Origin of the sequence: Clostridium sp. AF19-22AC, from assembly GCF_003479085.1 — a bacterium.
GTDB lineage: Bacteria > Bacillota > Clostridia > Lachnospirales > Lachnospiraceae > Faecalicatena_A > Faecalicatena_A orotica.
The window spans coordinates 1-22,749 of sequence record NZ_QUGN01000017.1 but is presented as its reverse complement, the minus strand read 5'-3'; the positions used below and the strand labels follow the sequence as shown (position 1 = coordinate 22,749).

Sequence of the window (22,749 nt, the reverse complement as noted above, 5' to 3'; positions counted from 1 at the left end):
CAATACAGGAGGAAATATAGATGAATAAACTAATTTATTTAGACAATGCGGCTACAACAAAAACAGCGCCGGAGGTTGTGGAGGCGATGCTTCCTTATTTTACAGAGAATTACGGGAACCCTTCCAGCGTATACTCATTTGCATCGGGCAACAAAGATGTGATTACCCGCCAGAGAGAGATTATCGCAGATACGCTGGGGGCGAATGGAAATGAGATTTATTTCACGGCAGGCGGCTCCGAATCGGATAACTGGGCCCTGAAAGCGACGGCCGAGGCTTATGGAAATAAAGGAAAACATATCATTACGACGAAGATTGAGCACCACGCAGTCCTGCATACATGCGAGTATCTGGAAAAGCAGGGATACGAGGTGACTTATCTGGACGTAGATGAGAATGGGATCGTGAAGCTCGATGATTTAAAGGCGGCCATCAGGCCGGATACGATTCTGATCTCGGTCATGTATGCGAATAATGAGATCGGTACGATACAGCCGATTCAGGAGATCGGAGAGATTGCCCATGAGAAGGGGATTCTTTTCCACACAGATGCGGTACAGGCTTTCTGCCAGGTGCCGATCGATGTAGATGCCTGTCATATCGATATGCTCAGCGCAAGCGCTCACAAGCTGAACGGGCCGAAAGGCATTGGTTTTCTGTATATCAGGAAGGGCGTGAAGATCCGTTCTTTCGTACATGGAGGTGCGCAGGAGAGGAAACGCCGCGCAGGGACTGAGAATGTTCCCGGTATCGTTGGTTTCGGAAAGGCTGTTGAGCGTGCGGCAGCGTCCCTGAAGGAGAGAACAGAGAAGGAAATCGAACTGCGGGATTATCTGATCGGGAGGATCGGGGCTGAGATTCCTTACAGCAGGCTGAACGGCGACCGGGTAAAGCGTCTTCCGAATAATGTGAACTTCAGTTTCCGGTTTATTGAAGGGGAATCTCTTCTGATTAAGCTGGACATGAAAGGAATCTGTGCATCCAGCGGTTCTGCCTGTACTTCAGGTTCCTTAGACCCGTCACATGTACTGCTTGCAATCGGCCTGCCCCATGAGATCGCCCACGGTTCACTGCGTATGACCCTGAGCGAGGAGACGACGAAGGAAGACCTTGATTTTGTTGTTGATTCCTTAAAAGAAATCGTGCAGCATTTGAGAAATATGTCACCTTTATACGAGGATTTTATAAAAAAACAAAGCAAACGACAGGAGGAAAAATAAATGTATACAGAAAAGGTAATGGATCACTTCGAACACCCTAGAAATGTAGGGGAAATAGAAAACGCCAGCGGCGTTGGAACAGTAGGAAATGCAAAGTGCGGAGATATCATGCGGATTTATCTGGATATTGATGAAAACCAGATTATCCGTGATGTGAAATTCAAGACATTTGGCTGCGGGGCTGCCGTGGCTACAAGCAGTATGGCAACAGAGCTGGTAAAGGGAAAGAATATCAATGAAGCGATGCAGATAACGAACAAGGCGGTAATGGAGGCTTTGGACGGACTTCCACCAGTCAAGGTGCACTGTTCCCTGTTAGCGGAGGAGGCCATTCATGCCGCGCTCTGGGATTATGCCGAAAAACATGACATTAAGATCGAAGGGCTCACGAAGCCAAAGTCAGATATCCATGAGGGCGAGGAAGAAGAGGAATATTAATGAGCAAAGTAGTAGTCGGAATGTCCGGGGGTGTAGATTCTTCCGTGGCGGCATATCTTTTGAAGAAGCAGGGATATGAGGTCATCGGGGTGACGATGCAGATCTGGCAGGATGAAGATCTGGCCGTACAGCAGGAAAACGGAGGCTGCTGCGGACTGAGCGCCGTAGATGACGCCAGAAGGGTCGCGGCAGACCTCGGGATTCCATATTATGTGATGAACTTTAAACAGGAATTTAAAGAACATGTCATCGACTATTTTATAGACGAGTATATGCATGGGAGAACACCGAACCCGTGCATTGCCTGCAACAGATATGTAAAATGGGAGTCTTTGCTTACAAGGAGCATGGCGATCGGTGCGGATTATATCGCGACCGGCCACTATGCGAGAGTCGTGGAACTTCCCAATGGGCGCCGCACGCTGCGCTGTTCTGCAACGCTTGAGAAGGACCAGACCTATGCACTTTATAATCTGACACAGGAACAGCTGAAGCGGACGCTGATGCCGGTCGGGGAGTATTCGAAAGACGAGGTGCGCCGCATTGCGGAGAAGATCCATCTTCAGGTTGCGAATAAGCCGGACAGCCAGGACATCTGTTTTGTCCCGGACAAAGACTATGCTTCTTATATAGAAGAGAATACAGAAGTCAGGATCCCTGAGGGGGATTTCGTGACCAGTGACGGCACTGTTCTGGGAACTCATAAGGGAATTACACATTATACAGTCGGCCAGCGTAAAGGACTTGGACTTGCACTGGGATATCCGGCCTTTGTGCTGGAAATCCGTCCGGAGACGAACGAGGTGGTGATCGGGACCAAGGAAGAATCCATGACACATGTGCTGCGTGCAGACCGCCTGAATTTTATGTCCGTTGAAGATTTGACAAAACCTTTACGTGTTTTTACAAAAATACGCTATAACCATAAAGGTGCATGGTGTACAATAGAAAAAACGGGCACGGACGAAGTTACCTGTACATTTGAAGAACCTCAGAGGGCAGTCACTCCGGGACAGGCAGTGGTATTTTACGATGGGGAATATGTGCTCGGCGGAGGAACAATATTATGATAACAAGCGATTTTCACATGCACACAGATTTCTCATCGGACTGTGAGGCACCGGCGAGAGACATGATAGAGGGTGCGGTATCAAAAGGACTGAAGACAATCTGTATCACCGACCACAATGATAAAGATTATCCCTTTCACGAAGATATCGGACCCAAAGCGTTTATTTTTGACATAGACCACTACTTTGAAGTGCTCAGAGGGCTGAAAGAAGAGTATGCGGATAAAATAGATGTCCGCATCGGTATTGAGATTGGGCTCCAGCCACATCTTGGTGCATATTATAAAGAATTGGTGAATAAATATCCATTCGATTTTGTCATAGGGTCGGTTCATGTCGTACATGGCAGCGATCCTTACTATCGGGAAATGTTTCAGGGCAGAAGCGATGAGGAGGCGTACAGGGAGACCTTTCAGGCGACACTGGAAGACCTCGATGCCGTAGATGATTTTGACGTTCTGGGGCATATTGATTATGTGGTCCGTTACGGGAACAATCAGGCGCAGGAGTATTCCTACCGGAAGTATGCGGACCAGCTTGATGAAATCCTGAAAAAGGTGATTGCCAAAGGCAAAGGGATCGAGATGAATATGGCCGGATTCAAATATGGGCTCGGTTTCTGCCATCCGCATCCGGACATCATCAGGCGTTACCGGGAGCTTGGCGGCGAGATTATTACGATCGGTGCCGACGGGCACAGACCCGAACACATTGCCTACGATTTTGAGAAGGCAGCAGGCATTCTGAAAGACTGTGGATTTAAATACTACACAGAATTTTCAGGGAGAAAGCCGAAATTTGAACAACTTCCATAAAAATGCATTTTGCACTTGAATTTTTGTTCTTGATTTAGTACAATAAACCATAGTTGATGAATCTTTAACAAACAGGCTGTTTGGCTGGAGATTCCACAATATAGCGACTGTGTAACAGTTGACACTTTTTAAAACTTTAGGAGGAATTAATCATGGCAGTAAAAGTAGCGATTAATGGATTTGGACGTATTGGACGTCTTGCATTCAGACAGATGTTCGGAGCAGAGGGATATGAAGTAGTTGCAATTAACGACTTAACATCACCGACAATGCTGGCTCACTTATTAAAATATGACTCAACACAGGGAAGATATGCATTATGCGACAAAGTAGTAGCAGGTGAAGATTCCATCACAGTTGACGGAAAAGAAATCAAAATCTACGCAAAAGCTAACGCTGAAGAACTTCCTTGGGGAGAGATCGGTGTAGATGTTGTTCTGGAGTGTACAGGCTTCTATACATCCAAAGCAAAAGCAGAAGCTCATATCAAAGCAGGCGCTAAGAAAGTCGTTATTTCTGCACCGGCAGGAAATGACCTTCCTACAATCGTTTACAATGTAAACCACGAAGAGCTTACAAAAGAGGACAACATCATCTCAGCTGCTTCCTGTACAACTAACTGCTTAGCTCCAATGGCAAAAGCGCTGAACGATTTAGCACCGATCAAATCAGGTATCATGTGCACAATCCACGCTTACACAGGCGATCAGATGACACTTGACGGACCACAGAGAAAAGGTGATTTAAGAAGATCACGTGCAGCTGCTGTAAATATCGTTCCTAACAGCACAGGTGCAGCGAAAGCAATCGGTCTTGTTATCCCGGAACTGAACGGAAAATTAATCGGATCTGCACAGAGAGTTCCAACCCCGACAGGTTCTACAACTATCTTAACAGCAGTTGTTGAAGGAACAGTAACAGTTGACCAGATCAACGAAGCAATGAAAGCAGCTTCCAACGAATCTTTCGGATACAACACAGATGAGATCGTATCCAGCGATATCGTAGGAATGAAATACGGTTCATTATTCGATGCTACACAGACAATGGTACTTCCACTTGACAACGGAACAACAGAAGTACAGGTAATTTCATGGTATGATAATGAGAATTCTTACACAAGCCAGATGGTAAGAACAATCAAATACTTCGGAACATTACTGTAAGATTTGGTAACTGTTCATGGTCCTGAACAGTTACAAGTTTTGAATAAATAAATAGAATAGACTCAAAAAAGGGTCCGGTCTTTGTATAGGACCGGATTCTTTTTATGTAAAAATCAAGTATCTGCTCATGGTTTTGCGCAGGTAAAAATAAAAAACAGGAGGCAATACTATGCTCAACAAAAAGTCAGTAGATGATATTAATGTAAAGGGTAAAAAGGTCCTTGTAAGATGCGACTTCAATGTACCGCTGATCGATGGAAAGATTACAGATGAGAACCGCCTTGTGGCTGCCCTGCCTACTATTAAGAAGCTGGTTGCAGACGGAGGAAAGATCATCCTCTGCTCACATCTCGGAAAGCCGAAGGGACAGCCTGTTCCTGAGTTATCACTCGCACCTGTCGCTGTAAGATTATCTGAACTGCTTGGACAGGAAGTAAAATTTGCGGCTGATCCTGAAGTGGTAGGACCTAGCGCAAAGGCAGCAGTAGAAGCAATGAATGATGGAGATATCATCCTTCTTGAGAATACCCGTTACAGGGCAGAAGAGACAAAGAACGGGGAAGCGTTCAGCAAAGACCTTGCATCCCTCTGCGATGTTTTCGTGAATGATGCGTTCGGGACAGCACATAGAGCGCACTGCTCCAATGTTGGGGTGACACAGTTTGTGGACACGGCAGTTGTAGGATACTTAATGCAGAAAGAAATCGACTTCCTTGGCAATGCAGTAGAAAATCCTGAGAGACCATTCGTAGCAATCCTTGGCGGAGCAAAAGTATCCAGCAAGATTTCCGTAATCGAGAACCTGCTGGACAAGGTTGACACCCTGATTATCGGAGGCGGAATGTCTTACACATTCAGCAAGGCCCAGGGCGGAAGCGTTGGTAATTCCCTTCTTGAAGAAGATTACTGCCAGTATGCCCTTGATATGATCAAAAAAGCAGAAGACAAGGGCGTAAAGCTGCTTCTTCCTGTAGACAACGTAATTGCAGATGACTTCTCCAACGATGCACATACAAAAGTTGTAGGACGCGGAGAAATCCCGGACGGCTGGGAAGGCCTGGATATCGGACCTGAGACAGCTAAGATATTCTCAGACGCAGTAAGATCAGCTAAGACAGTAGTATGGAACGGACCAATGGGATGCTTCGAGATGCCAAACTTTGCAGCAGGAACAGAAGCAGTCGCAAAAGCACTGTCCGAGACAGAAGCAGTAACAATCATCGGCGGCGGAGATTCAGCAGCAGCCGTTAACCAGTTAGGATACGGCGACAAAATGACCCACATCTCAACAGGCGGCGGAGCCTCCCTCGAATTCCTCGAAGGAAAAGAATTACCAGGCGTAGCAGCAGCTAATAATAAGTAAAAAGCTTGGCGAGGTATTATCGAGCCTAGCGTTTACTTAGTTCGCCGACCTTGGCGAGGTATTACATGAGCCTAGAGAGGCGAACATCCCGTCAAAGAGGCAACATAAAAACAGATTAAAGGAGACCATATCATGGCAAGAAGAAAAATTATCGCAGGAAACTGGAAGATGAACAAAACTCCAAGTGAGGCAGTAGCATTAGTAGAAGAGTTAAAACCATTAGTAGCGAACGAAGAAGTTGACGTTGTATTCTGTGTTCCGGCAATCGATATCGTACCTGTAGTGGAAGCTGCAAAGGGTTCAAACATCCAGGTTGGCGCTGAGAATATGTATTTTGAAGAGAGCGGAGCATACACAGGAGAGATTTCTCCGGCTATGCTTGTAGATGCAGGTGTAAAATATGTAGTTTTAGGGCACTCTGAGAGAAGAGAATACTTCGGAGAGACAAACGAAGATGTCAACAAAAAAGTCCTGAAAGCATTTGAACATAACATTACACCGATCATGTGCTGTGGAGAGACTTTGGAGCAGAGAGAGCAGGGAGTTACGATGGACTTCATCCGCCAGCAGGTGAAAGTTGGATTCCAGAACGTGACAGCAGACCAGGCTAAGACAGCTGTTATTGCTTACGAGCCTATCTGGGCTATCGGAACAGGAAAGACAGCTACAACAGAGCAGGCTCAGGAAGTTTGTGCAGGAATCCGTGCATGCATCGCTGAAGTTTATGATGAAGCAACAGCAGAAGCAATCCGTATCCAGTACGGCGGATCTGTAAATGCTGCAACAGCACCTGAATTATTTGCACAGGCAGACATTGACGGAGGACTTGTAGGCGGGGCTTCCCTGAAAGCTGATTTTGGAAAGATTGTAAATTACAAATAAGAATCACAGGAATACCGGTCCGGCGGGATATATCCCGCCGGAGTCTGTAAGGAAGGGAATCGTGGGGAGTAAGCGAAACAGCATATGCTCACTGCGATTTTTTTCTTGTTATACGAGAAATCCGTAGGCATCAGGGGTAAAAATGCTTTTTGCCCCCAACATCATATGATATCAGAGAAGGAGAAAAATATGCAGTACGAGGTGATCTCTATCCATACAGAGCAGTCCGCACCGAATACGAAGTTTTATGCGTATATACTGGACAGCTCCAAAGAATTCCAGCCGGACCTGATACGCCCGATGATTATTCTCTGTCCGGGCGGCGGCTACGAAAAGACAAGTGACAGAGAGGCGGAACCGGTTGCAATGCGTCTGCTGGCAATGGGTTACCATGTAGGGATTTTAAGGTATTCCGTTGCACCGGCCAGATTTCCGACGGCACTCTTAGAACTGGCGGAGGTTATGAAGCTGGTGCATGAGAATCATGAAAAATGGCATGTGGACTGGAACCAGATTTATGTGCAGGGATCTTCTGCGGGCGGCCATCTGGCAGCAAGTCTGGGAGTTTTCTGGAATAAGCCGTTTCTGTATAAAGCAGCGGGAACGACGCCTGATATCTTAAAACCGGCAGGCCTGATCCTGAATTACCCGGTCATAACATCCAAGAAGAAGTATTCTCATGAGGGCAGCTTCAGAAATCTGCTGGGCAGCGAATATAAGGAAAAGAAAAAGGAAGTTTCACTGGAGAAGCTGGTCACTTCAGATATGCCTCCCTGTTTCATCTGGCATACCTTTACCGATACAACCGTTCCTGTGGAAAATTCACTGCTGCTTGCGGCGGCTTTAAGAGGGGCCGGGGTTTCTACAGAACTCCATGTCTATCCTACAGGGGAACACGGCCTTTCACTCGCTGATGAGTCTACATCGAGGGCGGACGGAAGTTCAGTCTGCCCGCCTGTCCAGTCATGGATTGACCTGCTGGAGGTGTGGCTTGCCACAAGGACTGAAAAAGATATTTGCAAAAAGCGGGAAAAACATGTACAATAAGTACCGGATGAGTAACTGTCCGAGTGTTCTGGACAGTTACCCGGATGAAATAAAAGGAGTAAAGGAGAATAGATATGAGTAAAAAACCAACCGTATTGATGATCTTAGATGGTTATGGATTAAATGACAGTACCACCGGGAATGCCGTTTATGAAGGCAGGACCCCGGTTATGGATAAATTGATGGCAGAATGCCCGTTCGTGAAGGGGAATGCCAGTGGAATGGCAGTAGGACTTCCTGACGGACAGATGGGGAACTCAGAGGTAGGGCACCTGAACATGGGCGCGGGCCGCATTGTTTATCAGGACCTTACAAAGATTACAAAAGCAATCAAAGACGGGGATTTCTTTGAAAACAAGGCACTTCTTGCGGCTTGTGAAAATGTAAAGAAAAATGATTCTGCACTGCATATGTTCGGACTCGTGTCTGATGGTGGTGTACACAGCCACATTGAACACATTTTCGGACTCCTTGAGCTGGCTAAGAGACAGGGGATTGAAAAAGTGTATATCCACTGTTTCCTTGACGGACGTGATACCCCTCCGGCATCAGGAAAAGAATATGTAGAGCAGCTGGAAGCTAAAATGAAAGAACTCGGCGTAGGACAGGTTGCAAGCGTAATGGGACGTTATTATGCAATGGACAGGGATAACCGCTGGGACCGCGTGGAAAAGGCTTACAATGCCCTTGTTAAGGGGATTGGAGAGACTGCAGAGTCAGGCCCGGCAGGGATTCAGGCATCTTATGATGCGGATGCAACAGATGAATTTGTTCTTCCGACCGTAGTTGTAAAGGATGGGGCACCGGTTGCCACGATCAAAGACAATGATTCCGTCATCTTCTTTAATTTCCGTCCTGACAGGGCAAGAGAAATCAGCAGGACATTCTGTGATGAACAATTTGAAGGCTTTGACAGGGGAGCACGTATTCAGACAACGTTTGTGTGCTTTACAGACTATGATGTGACAATCCCGAATAAGCTTGTTGCATTTACAAAGGATGAGATTACAAATACATTCGGAGAATTTCTGGCAGCTCATAATATGACGCAGGCACGTATCGCCGAGACAGAGAAGTATGCCCATGTAACATTCTTCTTCAACGGCGGTGTAGAAGAACCGAACAAGGGAGAGGACAGAATCCTCGTGAAGTCCCCGAAGGTGGCTACCTATGATCTGAAACCGGAGATGAGTGCATTTGAAGTATGTGATAAACTGGTAGATGCAATCAAATCTGATAAGTATGACGTCATCATCATTAATTTTGCAAATCCGGATATGGTAGGCCATACCGGGGTTGAAGAGGCTGCGGTCAAGGCGATCGAGGCAGTTGACGAGTGTGTCGGAAGAGCCGTAGATGCAGTGAAAGAAGTGAACGGACAGATGTTTATCTGTGCAGACCACGGAAATGCAGAACAGCTGATTGACCCGGAATCCGGGGAACCATTCACGGCCCATACAACGAATCCGGTACCATTTGTGCTTGTTAATGCAGACCCGGCGTATAAGCTGAGAGAAGGCGGATGCCTGGCAGATATTGCCCCGACCCTGATCGAGCTCATGGGAATGGAGCAGCCCAAAGAAATGACAGGAAAATCCCTGCTTGTAAAATAAAGCAGAGAATGCCCTGTGATGAGTTGAACGGCCTCACCCTGATGCGGGACCGCGCGGACGGCAGGATTATGCCCTGCAGACGGCACGGCCCGGTGAAGGGTGTTTTTTGGCATATGAAAGTTATGGCAGATCCGGCGCATAATACGAGATAAGGAATTGGTATATTTATGTATGATAAATTAACAAAAAGCGATGTGGAAAAGATACAGGAAGAGATTGAACACCGGAAAATCGTGGTTCGCAGGGAATTGATCGAGTCCGTAAAAGAGGCGCGTGCGCATGGGGACCTGAGTGAAAACTTTGAATACCATGCCGCAAAGAAAGAAAAAAACCGGAATGAGAGCCGGATACGCTATCTGGAGAGGATGCTGAAAACCGCAGTCATTGTGGATGATTCTTCTAAGGATGACGAAGTTGGGATCAATAATACGGTAGAGCTCTATTTTGAAGAGGATGCCGAGGTTGAGACCTACCGTCTTGTTACATCGGTAAGGGGCAGTTCAATTAATGGCCTGATCAGTATAGAATCTCCGATCGGAAAGGCTATTTTAGGGCACAAGGTGAATGACAGGGTATTTGTGAAGGTAAATGAGAACGTAGGATATTTTGTTGTTATCCGTAAAATTGTGAATACACACAATGATGAAGATGACAAGATCAGGAGTTTTTAAGATGAAGATAAAAACAGTTTTATTTGATTTGGACGGGACACTGACGGATTCAGGTCCGGGAATTATAAACGGGGTACAGTATGCGCTGAAGAAGTACGGGATGGAGGTCGATGACCTTTCCAGGCTCAGATGCTTTATCGGGCCCCCTCTGCATAAGCAGTTTGAAGAATTCTGCGGTTTTTCAGAGGAAGAGGGGAAGCGTGCCGTTGCGTATTACCGTGAATATTATAGTGTAACAGGTCTTTTTGAAAATGAAGTGTATGAAGGGATCCCTGAACTTCTGCAGACATTGAGGGAGGCAGGGATTCAGACTGCTATGGCGACCTCAAAGCCGGAGAAGTATGCATTGATGATTGCCGATCATTTTAACCTTACAAAGTATTTTGATTTTATCGGCGGAAGCATGATGGACGGGAACCGGACCAAAAAGGCCGAAGTAATCGAATATGTTCTTGAGGCGTGTGGAGTGGAAGACAGAGATACCGTTCTGATGGTCGGGGACAGAGAACATGATATCATAGGTGCGAAAGAAGCAGGCGTGCATTCGGCAGGTGTGCTTTATGGCTATGGTACACTGGAAGAACTAGAGAAGGCAGATGCCGGATGTATCATAAAGACACCGGCTGAATTGCTGGATGTAATCGGGTAAATGGTAAAACGGGAGAAATTTAACAAAGCTTTATCTCAACCTTCCGTATAAAGTTTACACAGATTCCTTACAATAAATACAATAAAAATTGTATTTCAGATTGTGAGGGATGTTTATGTATCATACATTATGGAACTTGATAAATAAAATATCAGATAAGGAATCTGCAGCAGGCATCTATCTGGCGGTTAATATCGTATGCTGGACGGCACTGACAGTTCTGCTTGGAATAGCGGGCGCGGTACTGATACGCATCGATCTTGCAAAAGCGGTGTCAAATATCCTGTGTGCAGGAACCTATGCAGGAATCATTTTCGGGCTGGTCGGGGGAATACTCTACCTTCAGAGAAGGACCGGGGAGGATGACCTGTAATTAAAGGTGAACAAATATGAAATTGAAACTCATCGATAAAACTACGGTGAAGTTTATCATCGTAGGGATAATCAATACGATTGTAGGGACAGGCGTTATGTTCATTCTCTACAATGTATTTCGGGCAAGTTACTGGTTCTCGTCGGCAATGAATTATATTGTGGGCAGTATCGTCAGCTATTTTTTGAACAAGTATTATACATTCCAGTATAAAGAAAGTTCTTTTAAGCAGATATTGAAATTTATCCTCAATATCAGTATTTGTTACTTCATCGCTTATGGTACGGCGAAACCGCTTGTTTATAAGGTTTTGCAGGGCTTTGATGCAGTCATAAGAGATAATGTGGCTATGCTGGTGGGAATGGGGATTTTTGTTGTATTAAACTATATAGGGCAGAGATTTTTTGTCTTTAAGAAAAAAGAAGAAAAGGTATAGACAGCCGGATGAGAATAAAATCAGATGGCAGTCTGTACCTTTTCTCTATATGGTTTACTAAATGCTGCTTACAGCAGCTTCTGTGCGCTTTGCCGTGCTCTTTTCCTGTGTCGGATTTATGTGTCTGTCCTGCATCTCTGCTTCCAGATTTTTATTCGCGGTTGAAAGCATCAGTTTGATGCGGTTCAGCTGGTTTACCTCGCTTGCACCGGGGTCGAAATCGATTGCAACTACATTGGACTGCGGGTATCTGCGGCGGAGTTCTTTGATGACCCCTTTTCCGACAACATGGTTCGGCAGACATGCGAATGGCTGTGTGCAGACGATATTGCCGGCACCGCTGTGGATTAATTCCAGCATTTCCCCGGTTAGGAACCAGCCTTCCCCAGTCTGGTTGCCAATGGAAACGATCTCGGATGCCATTTTAGCGAGATCCTCGATGTGTGCCGGAGGATCAAAATGTTCACTTTTCTTAAACTCGTTGGTTGCCGGTGAACGGAACCATTCCAGTGCCTTGATTCCGAGGTTGCCCATCGTGGCCTTGGATTTCTTAAACCCTAAGTGTGATACTTTGAAGTTCTGGTTATAGAAGCAGTAGAGCAGGAAGTCCAGCAGATCGGGTACAACTGCCTCAGCTCCTTCGCTCTCCAGGAGTTCCACCAGATGGTTGTTGGCTGCCGGGAGGAATTTTACAAGGATTTCCCCGACAACGCCGACACGCGGTTTTCTGACGTTCAATGTTTCTATTGTATCAAAATCGTGTATGATATCCCGGCACAGTTTTTTGAACCTCCGTCTGGACGGATATCCGCTGGAAACGAATTCCTTGCAGACTTCCACCCATTTCCTGTGGATGGCATCCGTCGTGCCCGGTACTTTTTCATATGGGCGCATCCGGTAGACACACTTCATGAAAATATCACCGATCGCTGCCGCATAGACCCCACGCAGTGCCAGTGCAGGTGTAATCTTGAATCCCGGGTTGCCCTCCAGACCGCTTAAGTTGATGGAGATAACCGGGATATGGGAGTATCCGGCCTTTTTCAGCGCACGGCGGATGAATCCGATATAATTGGAAGCACGGCAACCGCCCCCGGTCTGGCTGATGATCACGGCCAGTTTATCGGTATCATATTTCCCGGATAAGATAGCCTCCATGATCTGCCCGACCACCATCAGGGACGGATAGCAGGCATCGTTGTTGACATACTTCAGACCAACATCTACGGCCTGCTTGTTGTCATTCGGAAGCACCTCCACTTTGTAGCCGGACGCCTGGAATGCGGGTTCCAGAAGTTCGAAATGCATCGGGGACATCTGCGGGCAGAGGATCGTATAAGTACTGCGCATCTCTTTTGTAAACGGCACTTTTTCGATAGAAGACGGATGGATTTCCCTCTTTGTCTGCCGCTGCTCCCTGACACGGATTGCTGCAAGCAGGGAACGGACACGGATACGGGCTGCCCCTAAATTGTTTACTTCGTCTATTTTCAGGGAAGTATATATTTTATCTGAGCGGGTCAGTATTTCTGCAACCTGGTCGGTGGTTACGGCATCCAGGCCGCAGCCGAAGGAGTTGAGCTGGATCAGGTCCAGATTCTCCTTTGTTTTCACATAATTAGCCGCTGCATAGAGTCTGGAATGGTACATCCACTGGTCCATGACATTCAGCGGGCGTTCTACTTCGTGCAGATGGGACACAGAGTCCTCTGTCAGCACGGCAATGTTATAAGAATTAATCAGCTCCGGCAGTCCATGATTGACTTCCGGGTCGATATGGTACGGGCGTCCTGCCAGTACGATACCGCGGTTTCCTGTTTCATCCAGAAACTTGATGGTTTCCTCACCCTTGCGGCGCATATCCTCACGGCAGGCGATAAGCTCGGTCCACGCCTCATGGACGGCGGCACTGATGTCACCGGCAGGGATAGAGAACTTTGCGGAAAGCTCTTCTGTCAGCCTGCTGGAAAGTGTTTCCTCGTTTTTGAAGGAAAGGAACGGGTGGATAAAATCTACATCCCCGTTTACGATCGGGTCCATATTATTCTTTATGTTTTCAGGATAAGACGTTACGATCGGGCAGTTGTAGTGGTTGTTGGCATCCTCAAATTCATTCCGCTCATAAGGGACGGACGGATAGAAGATATGCCCGACACCCTGGTTAATCAGCCACTGTACGTGTCCGTGGGCAAGTTTTGCCGGATAACACTCGGACTCACTCGGGATGGATTCGATGCCCAGCTCATAAATCTTCCTTGTTGAAGCCGGTGACAGTACGACGCGGAATCCTAATTTGTTGAAAAATGTGAACCAGAACGGATAATTCTCGTACATGTTCAGTACACGCGGGATTCCGATTGTGCCACGGGCAGCCTCGGCTTCCTCAAGAGGCTTATAACCGAAGTAACGTTCTTCCTTATACTCGAACAGGTTCGGCAGCTTGTTGAGTGATTTTTCCTTGCCAAGTCCGCGTTCGCATCGGTTTCCGGTAATGAATCTGCGGCCTCCGCTGAAATGGTTAATCGTCAGTCGGCAGTTGTTTGTACAGCCTTTACATTTTGTCATGGTCGTGCTGTATTCCAGAGCTTCGATTTCGTCTATCGGAAGCATCGTAGTTCCTTCACACTCCACATAACGTTCCCTGGCGATCAGGGCTGCGCCAAAGGCCCCCATGATCCCGGCAATATCCGGGCGGATGGCCTCGCAGTCTGCGATTTTCTCGAAACTGCGCAGAACGGCATTGTTGTAGAAGGTTCCTCCCTGTACAACAATATGGTTTCCAAGTTCAGATGCATCGGATACTTTGATTACCTTAAACAATGCGTTTTTAATGACAGAATAAGCAAGGCCGGCAGAGATGTCGGCAACTTCAGCGCCTTCTTTCTGTGCCTGCTTTACTTTTGAATTCATAAATACGGTACAGCGGGTGCCCAGATCGATCGGGTTCTTTGCATACAGGGCCTCCTGCGCAAAGTCTTCCACAGAATAGTTCAGCGACTTGGCAAAGGTCTCGATGAAGGAACCACAGCCTGAGGAGCAGGCCTCATTGAGCTGTACACTGTCTACGGTGTGATTTTTAATCTTGATACACTTCATGTCCTGTCCGCCGATATCCAGAATGCAGTCTACATCCGGTTCGAAGAAGGATGCCGCGTAGTAGTGGGAGACAGTCTCAACCTCGCCTTCGTCGAGAAGGAGGGCGGACTTGATCAGTGCCTCACCGTAACCGGTTGAGCAGGAATGGACGATATCCACCTCTTCGGGAAGCTGGCTGTAGATGTCTTTGATTGCACGGATCGTCGTGCCGAGAGGGTCCCCCTCATTGTTATTGTAAAAGGAGTATAGAAGGGTTCCGTCCTCACCGACCAGTGCTGCTTTTGTCGTAGTGGAACCGGCGTCGATCCCGAGGAATGCTTTCCCGCGGTAAGTAGCCAGATCCTTGACCGGTACCTGGTGCTTTGCATGGCGGCTGATAAAGGACTCGTATTCCGCAGTAGTCGCAAACAGCGGATCCATACGGTCTACTTCGAATTCCATCTTAATCTTGCCGGCCAGACGCTCCTGAATCTCCTGCAGTGCGACATTTACGTCTTTTTTTGAATTCAGTGCGGAACCGATTGCTGCAAACAGGTGGGAATGGTGCGGGGCGATGATATGCTCATCGTCCAGGTTTAAAGTACGGATAAATGCTGTGCGCAGTTCAGAGAGGAAATGGAGCGGCCCTCCTAAAAACGCTACATGCCCGCGGATTGGTTTCCCGCATGCCAGACCACTGATGGTCTGATTGACAACAGCCTGAAAAATAGAGGCAGCCAGGTCTTCTTTAGCAGCACCCTCGTTGATCAGGGGCTGGATGTCAGATTTCGCAAATACACCACATCGTGCGGCGATTGAATAGAGTGCTTTATAATTTTTTGCATAATCATTCAGACCGGCTGCATCTGTCTGTAAAAGAGATGCCATCTGGTCAATAAAGGAACCGGTGCCTCCGGCACAAACGCCGTTCATACGCTGTTCGACACTGCCTCCTTCAAAGTAAATGATCTTGGCATCTTCTCCGCCAAGCTCGATGGCAACGTCTGTCTGCGGTGCATAGTCCTGCAGCGCGGTTGATACGGCGATTACTTCCTGTACAAATGGCACTCCTAAATGTTTTGCCAGAGTCAGCCCGCCGGACCCTGTGATAACTGGTGAGACACGGATCGGTCCCAGTTTGTAGATCGCTCTTCCAAGCAGGTCGGACAATGTTTCCTGTATATTGGCAAAATGCCGTTCATAGTCGGAAAAAAGTACTTCGTTATCACCGTTGAGAATTGCAATTTTGACAGTGGTCGAGCCAATGTCAATTCCTAAGGTATGTAATTCATGTAAGCTCATAATATTTTCCTCATCCTCCAGAGCATGCGTGATGCAGGCTCTTTACTAGTATATGTCTGTTACTTCTTATTAAATGTAGTTCATGTTTTTACAACAATTTACATTATACGACATGAAAGGGAAAAACACAATTGGCATTATTATGCAGGATGGCAGTTTATTTCGATAAAGTTTATAAAATTTAACAAAATGATAACAGAAAAAAGCCAACATATATTTGACAAACAAAGAGGTGGACTGTACAATTACTTCATGAATGAGAAAATAAATTATAAGGAGAACGATGTCATTGAACTGGTTGAATAAGTTAGAAAAAAAATTCGGACGCCATGCGATTCATAATCTGACGATGTACCTGATCGGCGGCTATGTGATCGGGTATGGAATCTATTTAATGATGCCAAGTCTATTGAACTGGCTCACACTGGAACCGGCTTTGATTTTAAGAGGACAGGTATGGCGGCTTGTGTCATGGGTGCTGATACCGCCAAATGGAAATCTTTTAACAATCATAATTATGCTGATGCTTTATTACTCATTGGGGAATGCCCTGGAACGCACATGGGGGGCATTCAGGTATAATGTATATATTTTTTCTGGAATTTTGTTTACAGTAATCGGCGCATTTATTCTGTATTTCGTGTCAGGTGGCGGCGTAAGCGTAGGTATCTTTTTCAGCACATATTATATCAATATGTCTATTTTCCTTGCATTCGCGGCAAGCTATCCGGATATGGAGCTTATGCTGTATTTCATCCTGCCGATTAAAATAAAATGGATGGCGCTTGTCTATGCAGTCATGATCCTGTATTCGATGGTGAGGGGAAATGCAGCCATCCGGGTTGCAATACTGGCATCTTTGCTGAACTTTGTGATTTTCTTTTTCTCAAGCAGGAATATGAAGCCATATTCTCCAAAGGAACAGGCGAGGAAGAAGCAGTTTAAGCAGCAGTCAAGGCCCCACATGACCTATCCGGGAGGAGCACGCCACAGGTGTGCGGTGTGCGGGCGTACGGAACTGGATGACCCGACTCTGGAATTCAGATTCTGTTCCAAATGTAAAGGAAACTATGAATACTGTCAGGACCATTTGTTTACGCACCAGCATGTGAAGTAGTCCGGGCAGATATTATGATACGCCGCGGCGTATTAGAAAGTCAAAGACCTCGAAGCAAGCTGGGGAATATTTGACCCTCGCGGCAGCCGGCAAGACCAGGCTAACTTGGTTTTGGCTCGCTGCTCGCGGTAATTAAGAAAAAAGCAGCAGGGTAAGAAGGAGACATGAAAGAATGAAGAAAACAAAAGTAGTTTGTACAATGGGACCGAATACAAATGACAGGGAACTGATGAGAAAGCTGATTCAGAATGGCATGGATGTGGCCCGTTTTAATTTTTCACACGGTGACCATGCAGAGCATAAAGGCAGAATGGATATGCTGAAGCAGCTAAGGGAAGAGGAACATGCCAATACTGCGATCCTTTTGGATACAAAGGGACCGGAAATTCGTACAGGGCTCCTGAAAGATGGGAAAAAGGTGACACTTAACACAGGTGCTGCTTTTACACTGACGATCGATGAGATAGAGGGAGATGATAAGAAGGTTTCCATCACATATGACGGACTGGTGGACGATGTTGATAAAGGCAAGACAATCCTGATTGATGACGGGCTGATCGGACTGGAAGTGGTGAGCAAGACAGACAGGGAGATCAACTGTATCGTAGTCAACGGCGGTGAGTTAGGTGAGCGCAAGGGTGTCAACGTACCGAACGTTCCTGTCAGACTGCCGGCTATTACAGATAAAGACAAGGAAGATATCAAGTTTGGCGTTGAGCAGGATGTGGACTTTATTGCAGCCTCCTTTGTAAGAAATGCAGAGTGTGTGCTGGAGATCAAAGCTTATTTAAAGGAACTGAAGGCACCTTATATTCCGATTATCGCGAAGATTGAGAATGCAGAGGGAATCCAGAATATTGATGAGATCATCCGTGCAGCGGATGGTATCATGGTAGCCCGCGGAGATTTGGGTGTAGAAATACCGGCCGAGGAGGTTCCATATCTGCAGAAAATGATGATCCAGAAGGCAAACAACAATTTTAAGACTGTAATTACGGCAACCCAGATGCTGGATTCTATGATCCGTAACCCGCGCCCGACAAGGGCCGAGGTGACGGATGTTGCCAATGCGGTTTATGACGGGACAGACGCAGTAATGCTTTCCGGTGAGACTGCACAGGGAAAATATCCGGTTGAGGCACTGCAGATGATGGTTCATATTATCGAGAACACAGAGCAGCATCTGGACTATGATATTATCCTCGAAAAGGCAGGGGAACATTTAAAAACCGGCGTGTCCAGCGCAATCGGTTATTCCTCCGTCCTTGCGGCAGCCAATCTGAACGCGAAGTGTATTATCACTCCGTCCGTGTCAGGTGCCACTGCAAGAGTCGTTTCCAACTTGAAACCGAAACAGGAAGTGCTCGGTGTGACCCCGAATGAGAGGACACTGCGCAGGATGTCCATTTACTGGGGAGTCAGACCACTGAAGTCACTGGAATTTAATACGACTGAAGACATCTGCAGCGGTGCGATTGAACTTGCACTTGTGAAGCAGTATATCGAGGTTGGCGATGTTGTAGTACTGACTGCGGGAATTCCTTCACCGAGCGTCAGAAAGGAAAAAAGCGGGGTCAGCAATATGATGAGAATTGCAACAATCGAGTAAGAACTCGTGATAATCAAGGACAGCCACAGGGTTGTCCTTTTTCATTTCATCGGGGGACGTCCCATGAAATAAAAAGGCCTCCCGGCGGGATGCGCACTGCGGCGTATACGGCAGATGTCGCGATGTGGCCGTCGAAGGCGCTAGTTACGCAAGCGGGACTCTTTTCTTGTATTGACATCACAGACACAATCGTGTATAGTGTTCCTATACAGTACTACTAGAAAATGCAAAGATAAGTGTTGACTGGAGGGGATGAAATGGATGAGCAGTTGTTTGCCGGGTATTTGCTTCATTTCGGACTGACCAGACAGGAGGCACTGGTTTACCAGAAGCTTTTGCTTAAGGGAAAGCAGACGGGATATGAGGTGGCTAAGGAGGCCGGAATCTCCCGGTCTAATGCTTACAGTTCTCTGGCCGGGCTCGTGGAAAAGGGTGCGGCGTATCTGGTGGAGGAATCCGCGAAGAGATACATACCTGTCAGGCTGGAGGAGTTTTGTGAGAACTGCATCAGACGGATGAAGGCTGAGGAAGAATGGATGGTCCGCAATCTTCCAGAAGGTCAGGTAGATGAGGAAGGGTATATTACGATTGAGGGAGAGGCAAATATTAGGGATAAGGTTAAGAATCTGATCGCCTCCGCGAAGGAACGGGTGTATTTGTCCTGTGCAGTGCAGGTTCTGGGAGAGTTTCAGAACGAATTAAAGCAGCTGGCCAGTGAGGAAAAGAAGGTCGTAATCATTACGGACGGCCTATTTGGGATGGACGGTGCAAGGGTCTACCTGACAGAGGATAAGGGAAAGCAGATCGGACTGATTACGGATTCGAAGTATGTGCTGTCGGGAGAATACGGGAAGGGAAGTATGAACACATGCCTGTATTCGGGACAGAATAATTTTGTGCTGGTATTCAAAACGGCTTTGGCCAATGAGATTAAATTAATAGAAATATGCAGAGGAGAAGAAGGAAGATGAAAAAAGAGCCATTTGTAACAAAAGAGCAGCTTGAAGAGATTGTGAAAGAGTTTCCGACGCCTTTTCATCTCTATGATGAGAAAGGGATCCGGGAAAATGTAAAAGCTTTGAAGGAGGCGTTCTCCTGGAACCCGGGATATAAAGAGTATTTTGCGGTAAAAGCGACGCCCAACCCGTTTTTGATTGACATTTTAAAGGAATATGGCTGCGGCTGTGACTGTTCTTCTTATACGGAACTGATGCTTTCCGATGCCATAGGGGTGCGCGGGGAGGATATCATGTTTTCATCTAATGATACGCCTGCGGAGGAATTCGCTATGGCTGACAGGCTTGGAGCAATCATTAATCTGGATGATATCACGCATATTGATTTTCTTGAGGAGACGATCGGGCATATTCCTGAGACGATCAGCTGCCGTTACAATCCGGGCGGATTGTTTAAGATCAGCAATGATATCATGGATAATCCGGGGGATTCCAAGTATGGTATGACGACAGAGCAGATTGTAGAGGCATTTAAGATTCTGAAGAGTAAAGGTGCGAAGGAATTTGGGATTCATGCTTTCCTGGCAAGCAATACTGTAACGAATGATTATTACCCGATGCTTGCAAAGGTGCTGTTTGAACAGGCGGTGCGCCTCCAGAAAGAGACAGGGGTGCATATTAAGTTTATCAATCTCTCCGGCGGAATCGGTATTCCGTACACACCGGATCAGGAACCGAACGATATCCGTATCATCGGAGACGGTGTGCGCAGAGTCTATGAGGAAGTCCTCGTGCCGGCAGGAATGGGGGATGTGGCGATATATACTGAACTTGGACGCTATATGATGGGACCCTACGGGTGCCTTGTAACAAAAGCGATCCATGAAAAGCATACACATAAGGATTATATTGGTGTTGACGCCTGCGCTGTGAACCTGATGCGCCCGGCAATGTATGGTGCCTATCACCACATTACGGTGTTGGGGAAGGAAGAATGCCCGAATGACCACAAGTATGATGTGACCGGATCACTGTGTGAGAATAACGATAAGTTTGCAATAGACAGGATGCTTCCGGAGATCGATATGGGAGACTATCTGGTGATTCATGACACGGGGGCCCACGGATTTTCTATGGGATATAATTATAATGGCAAGTTAAGGTCGGCAGAGGTGCTGTTAAAGGAAGACGGGACAGCAGAGCTGATCCGCCGTGCGGAGACGCCGGCTGATTATTTTGCTACTTTTGACTGTTTTAAAATCGGGGAAAAACTAATTGAGAAATAGGAAAGAGTGCTGAATTGAAAAAGTAAATTCCAGTGCAGGACTAAATTCCACCGGTCTTTAAAATTCGGCCTAAATTATGAGGTTTTTAACGTAAAGATTCCAGATATCTGCTATAATTAGGCTAACTTCTTATAAAAAATGCGATTTCAGGATATGGCAAACGGGCTGCTGGAATTCTGTGTGTGAGACTAAATTCCACCAGCCACATTCAAAAAATGTGAAAAGTTTACTTCCACTCCGACAGCAGATTTTTATAAGTTAGTTAGTGGTTAAAGTGAATCAGCTTAGGCGTCAGATGAACCTCATCGGGTGAAATGCGCTTAAGCTGAAGTGCTTTCAGGGTATTTTCACCGAATGATTCCAAGGCAGCGTCATAAGGTGTTTTTCCATCCAGACTTTTCCTGGGAGTGGAGTTGATGTGGTTCACAATCAGATTCACATCCCATTGAGTCAGGTACTCAAAGCTTGTCCCTTTAGGGAGTACCATGCGGAGCATGGTGTGGGCATTTTCCACACCGCCTTTCTGGCCGCTTCTCATAGGGTCACAATAATAAATGCTGGTACGCTGGATCCCTTCCACACCTGTTTCAAGTGCCTCTGGATCGCCGAATTCAGAACCTCTGTCTGTAAGCAGATATTCAAACAGGGAAAGGAATTCATAGGTTCCAAGACGTTTTTCCAGATGATCAAAAACAAGACGTACAGCGCCTTTTGTACAGCGGTTCATCAGGAATGCCAAAAAGAGTTTTTCTTTCGGGAAAAAGAAGGTTAACAGTGTCTTCTTCGATTCCCGTGAAGAATGGACCGTATCCATTTCTACATGAACATCAGGATCCAATAACTGAAAATCCGTATAAGTCCGATTCGTAAAAACAGACCGGTCTGTGATCTGTGTTTTATGGCATTTGCGCGGTTTGAACTTAGGCTTGCGTTTTAGGTCAATGTTCCTGGCTGTGAATAATCCGTTGTCAAGATAGGTGTATATGGTGCGCACAGACATATCCAGTTCCGGATGATTTGTGGCGATTTGATAGGGTGACTGCCCCTGCTCGATTAAAGGAGTGATGATCATATCCTTTTGGTGGAGTTCGCGTTTTGTCATGTTGATTCCGGCACGGGAACCGCAGAGTTTCTCACGGTATTTTCTGTCTGCAAACCGGGCATCATATTTATATTTGTGTGCGATGGTACAGTGGCTGATCTTCTTGTCACAGCCATTACAGACGTAAGGGGCTTTATCAAGTCTGGAGCAGCGTTCCCGCTCAAAATCGGTGCAGGTCTGGTTACAGGTGGGACAGGAAGCGCATTTGATACCGCAGACGAGAAGCTTCCCACAAGCATTGGTTTTTTTACAGTGATACCGATGGATACAGAAGTTTTTTGCATTGTAAAAAGTACCCTTATGATACCAGTCCGACAAACGGTGTGCCTTGACTTCTTTCGAGATGGTAGTGGGATCCTTACACAGGTATTTGGCAATGTCCTTGAAGGTACAGCCTTTGTTCAGAGAGTTTTCAATGTATATACGGTCTTCAAGGGTAAGATGTTTCTGGTTACCGGGAATATATTTGCTCATAAAATCTCCTTCTACTGCTGTCAGAAGGAGACATAACCGTATCACTAATATATGAAAGAGTAAATATCAACTGTGCGAGAGTAAA

General features: G+C 46.5%; 19 protein-coding genes. 17 read left to right on the top strand and 2 right to left on the bottom strand.

Annotated features, from left to right (window positions below; genetic code table 11):
* The first annotated feature begins 20 nt into the window (after nt 1–20).
* The 13 genes from nifS (at nt 21) to DWX43_RS17870 (ending at nt 11,743) form a co-directional block, all read left to right on the top strand.
* Nucleotides 21–1,220: a cysteine desulfurase NifS gene (gene nifS / locus DWX43_RS17930; protein WP_109729137.1), complete on the top strand. Its 1,200-nt coding sequence runs from the start codon at nt 21–23 to the stop codon at nt 1,218–1,220.
* Nucleotides 1,221–1,658: a Fe-S cluster assembly scaffold protein NifU gene (gene nifU / locus DWX43_RS17925; RefSeq protein WP_118621314.1), complete on the top strand. Its 438-nt coding sequence runs from the start codon at nt 1,221–1,223 to the stop codon at nt 1,656–1,658.
* Complete coding sequence (gene mnmA, locus DWX43_RS17920) at nt 1,658–2,728, top strand: tRNA 2-thiouridine(34) synthase MnmA (RefSeq protein WP_118621313.1); 1,071 nt, start codon at nt 1,658–1,660, stop codon at nt 2,726–2,728. Before nifU ends, mnmA begins: the two co-directional genes overlap by 1 nt.
* Nucleotides 2,725–3,543, top strand: a complete 819-nt coding sequence (locus DWX43_RS17915) for a histidinol-phosphatase HisJ family protein (RefSeq protein WP_118621312.1) — start codon at nt 2,725–2,727, stop codon at nt 3,541–3,543. The genes mnmA and DWX43_RS17915 overlap by 4 nt, the downstream gene beginning before the upstream one ends.
* A gap of 152 nt (nt 3,544–3,695) precedes the next feature.
* On the top strand, nt 3,696–4,709 hold the full coding sequence (gene gap / locus DWX43_RS17910; RefSeq protein WP_109729141.1) for a type I glyceraldehyde-3-phosphate dehydrogenase: 1,014 nt from the start codon (nt 3,696–3,698) through the stop codon (nt 4,707–4,709).
* A 169-nt stretch (nt 4,710–4,878) separates the two neighbouring features.
* Complete coding sequence (locus DWX43_RS17905) at nt 4,879–6,072, top strand: phosphoglycerate kinase (RefSeq protein WP_118621311.1); 1,194 nt, start codon at nt 4,879–4,881, stop codon at nt 6,070–6,072.
* Nucleotides 6,073–6,204: 132 nt separating this feature from the next.
* Nucleotides 6,205–6,954, top strand: a complete 750-nt coding sequence (gene tpiA, locus DWX43_RS17900) for a triose-phosphate isomerase (protein ID WP_109729143.1) — start codon at nt 6,205–6,207, stop codon at nt 6,952–6,954.
* A gap of 189 nt (nt 6,955–7,143) precedes the next feature.
* Nucleotides 7,144–8,001 carry an alpha/beta hydrolase gene (locus DWX43_RS17895; RefSeq protein WP_118621310.1) on the top strand — a complete coding sequence of 286 codons (858 nt, stop codon included), beginning with the start codon at nt 7,144–7,146 and terminating at the stop codon, nt 7,999–8,001.
* A gap of 74 nt (nt 8,002–8,075) precedes the next feature.
* Nucleotides 8,076–9,614 (top strand): 2,3-bisphosphoglycerate-independent phosphoglycerate mutase, encoded by a 1,539-nt coding sequence (gene gpmI, locus DWX43_RS17890; protein ID WP_118621309.1) that lies wholly within the window; start codon nt 8,076–8,078, stop codon nt 9,612–9,614.
* A gap of 167 nt (nt 9,615–9,781) precedes the next feature.
* Nucleotides 9,782–10,285, top strand: a complete 504-nt coding sequence (gene greA / locus DWX43_RS17885; RefSeq protein WP_109729146.1) for a transcription elongation factor GreA — start codon at nt 9,782–9,784, stop codon at nt 10,283–10,285.
* 1 nt (nt 10,286) lies between these two features.
* Complete coding sequence (locus tag DWX43_RS17880) at nt 10,287–10,934, top strand: HAD family hydrolase (protein WP_118621308.1); 648 nt, start codon at nt 10,287–10,289, stop codon at nt 10,932–10,934.
* Nucleotides 10,935–11,049: 115 nt separating this feature from the next.
* Nucleotides 11,050–11,307, top strand: a complete 258-nt coding sequence (locus DWX43_RS17875; protein ID WP_118621307.1) for a hypothetical protein — start codon at nt 11,050–11,052, stop codon at nt 11,305–11,307.
* A 16-nt stretch (nt 11,308–11,323) separates the two neighbouring features.
* Nucleotides 11,324–11,743, top strand: a complete 420-nt coding sequence (locus DWX43_RS17870) for a GtrA family protein (protein ID WP_109729149.1) — start codon at nt 11,324–11,326, stop codon at nt 11,741–11,743.
* A gap of 57 nt (nt 11,744–11,800) precedes the next feature.
* Here DWX43_RS17870 and DWX43_RS17865 read toward each other — a convergent pair whose 3' ends face one another.
* Nucleotides 11,801–16,120, bottom strand: a complete 4,320-nt coding sequence (locus DWX43_RS17865) for a 2-hydroxyacyl-CoA dehydratase (protein ID WP_243099387.1) — start codon at nt 16,118–16,120, stop codon at nt 11,801–11,803.
* 289 nt (nt 16,121–16,409) lie between these two features.
* Here DWX43_RS17865 and DWX43_RS17860 point away from each other — a divergent pair, with 289 nt between their 5' ends.
* From DWX43_RS17860 to DWX43_RS17845, 4 genes are all read left to right on the top strand, one after another.
* The gene (locus tag DWX43_RS17860) at nt 16,410–17,237 is read left to right on the top strand and encodes a hypothetical protein (RefSeq protein ID WP_118621368.1); all 828 of its coding nucleotides are present in this window, start codon (nt 16,410–16,412) and stop codon (nt 17,235–17,237) included.
* 172 nt (nt 17,238–17,409) lie between these two features.
* Nucleotides 17,410–18,846, top strand: coding sequence for a pyruvate kinase (gene pyk / locus DWX43_RS17855; protein ID WP_118621306.1), 1,437 nt, complete (start codon nt 17,410–17,412; stop codon nt 18,844–18,846).
* 257 nt (nt 18,847–19,103) lie between these two features.
* Nucleotides 19,104–19,817, top strand: a complete 714-nt coding sequence (locus DWX43_RS17850; RefSeq protein WP_118621305.1) for a TrmB family transcriptional regulator — start codon at nt 19,104–19,106, stop codon at nt 19,815–19,817.
* Entirely contained in the window at nt 19,814–21,088 is a 1,275-nt protein-coding gene (locus DWX43_RS17845; protein ID WP_118621304.1) for a diaminopimelate decarboxylase, read from the top strand. Before DWX43_RS17850 ends, DWX43_RS17845 begins: the two co-directional genes overlap by 4 nt.
* Before the next feature lie 262 nt (nt 21,089–21,350).
* On the opposite strand, the gene DWX43_RS17840 is transcribed toward DWX43_RS17845, so the two are convergent.
* Complete coding sequence (locus tag DWX43_RS17840) at nt 21,351–22,664, bottom strand: IS30 family transposase (RefSeq protein WP_118621303.1); 1,314 nt, start codon at nt 22,662–22,664, stop codon at nt 21,351–21,353.
* Nucleotides 22,665–22,749 lie beyond the last annotated feature (85 nt).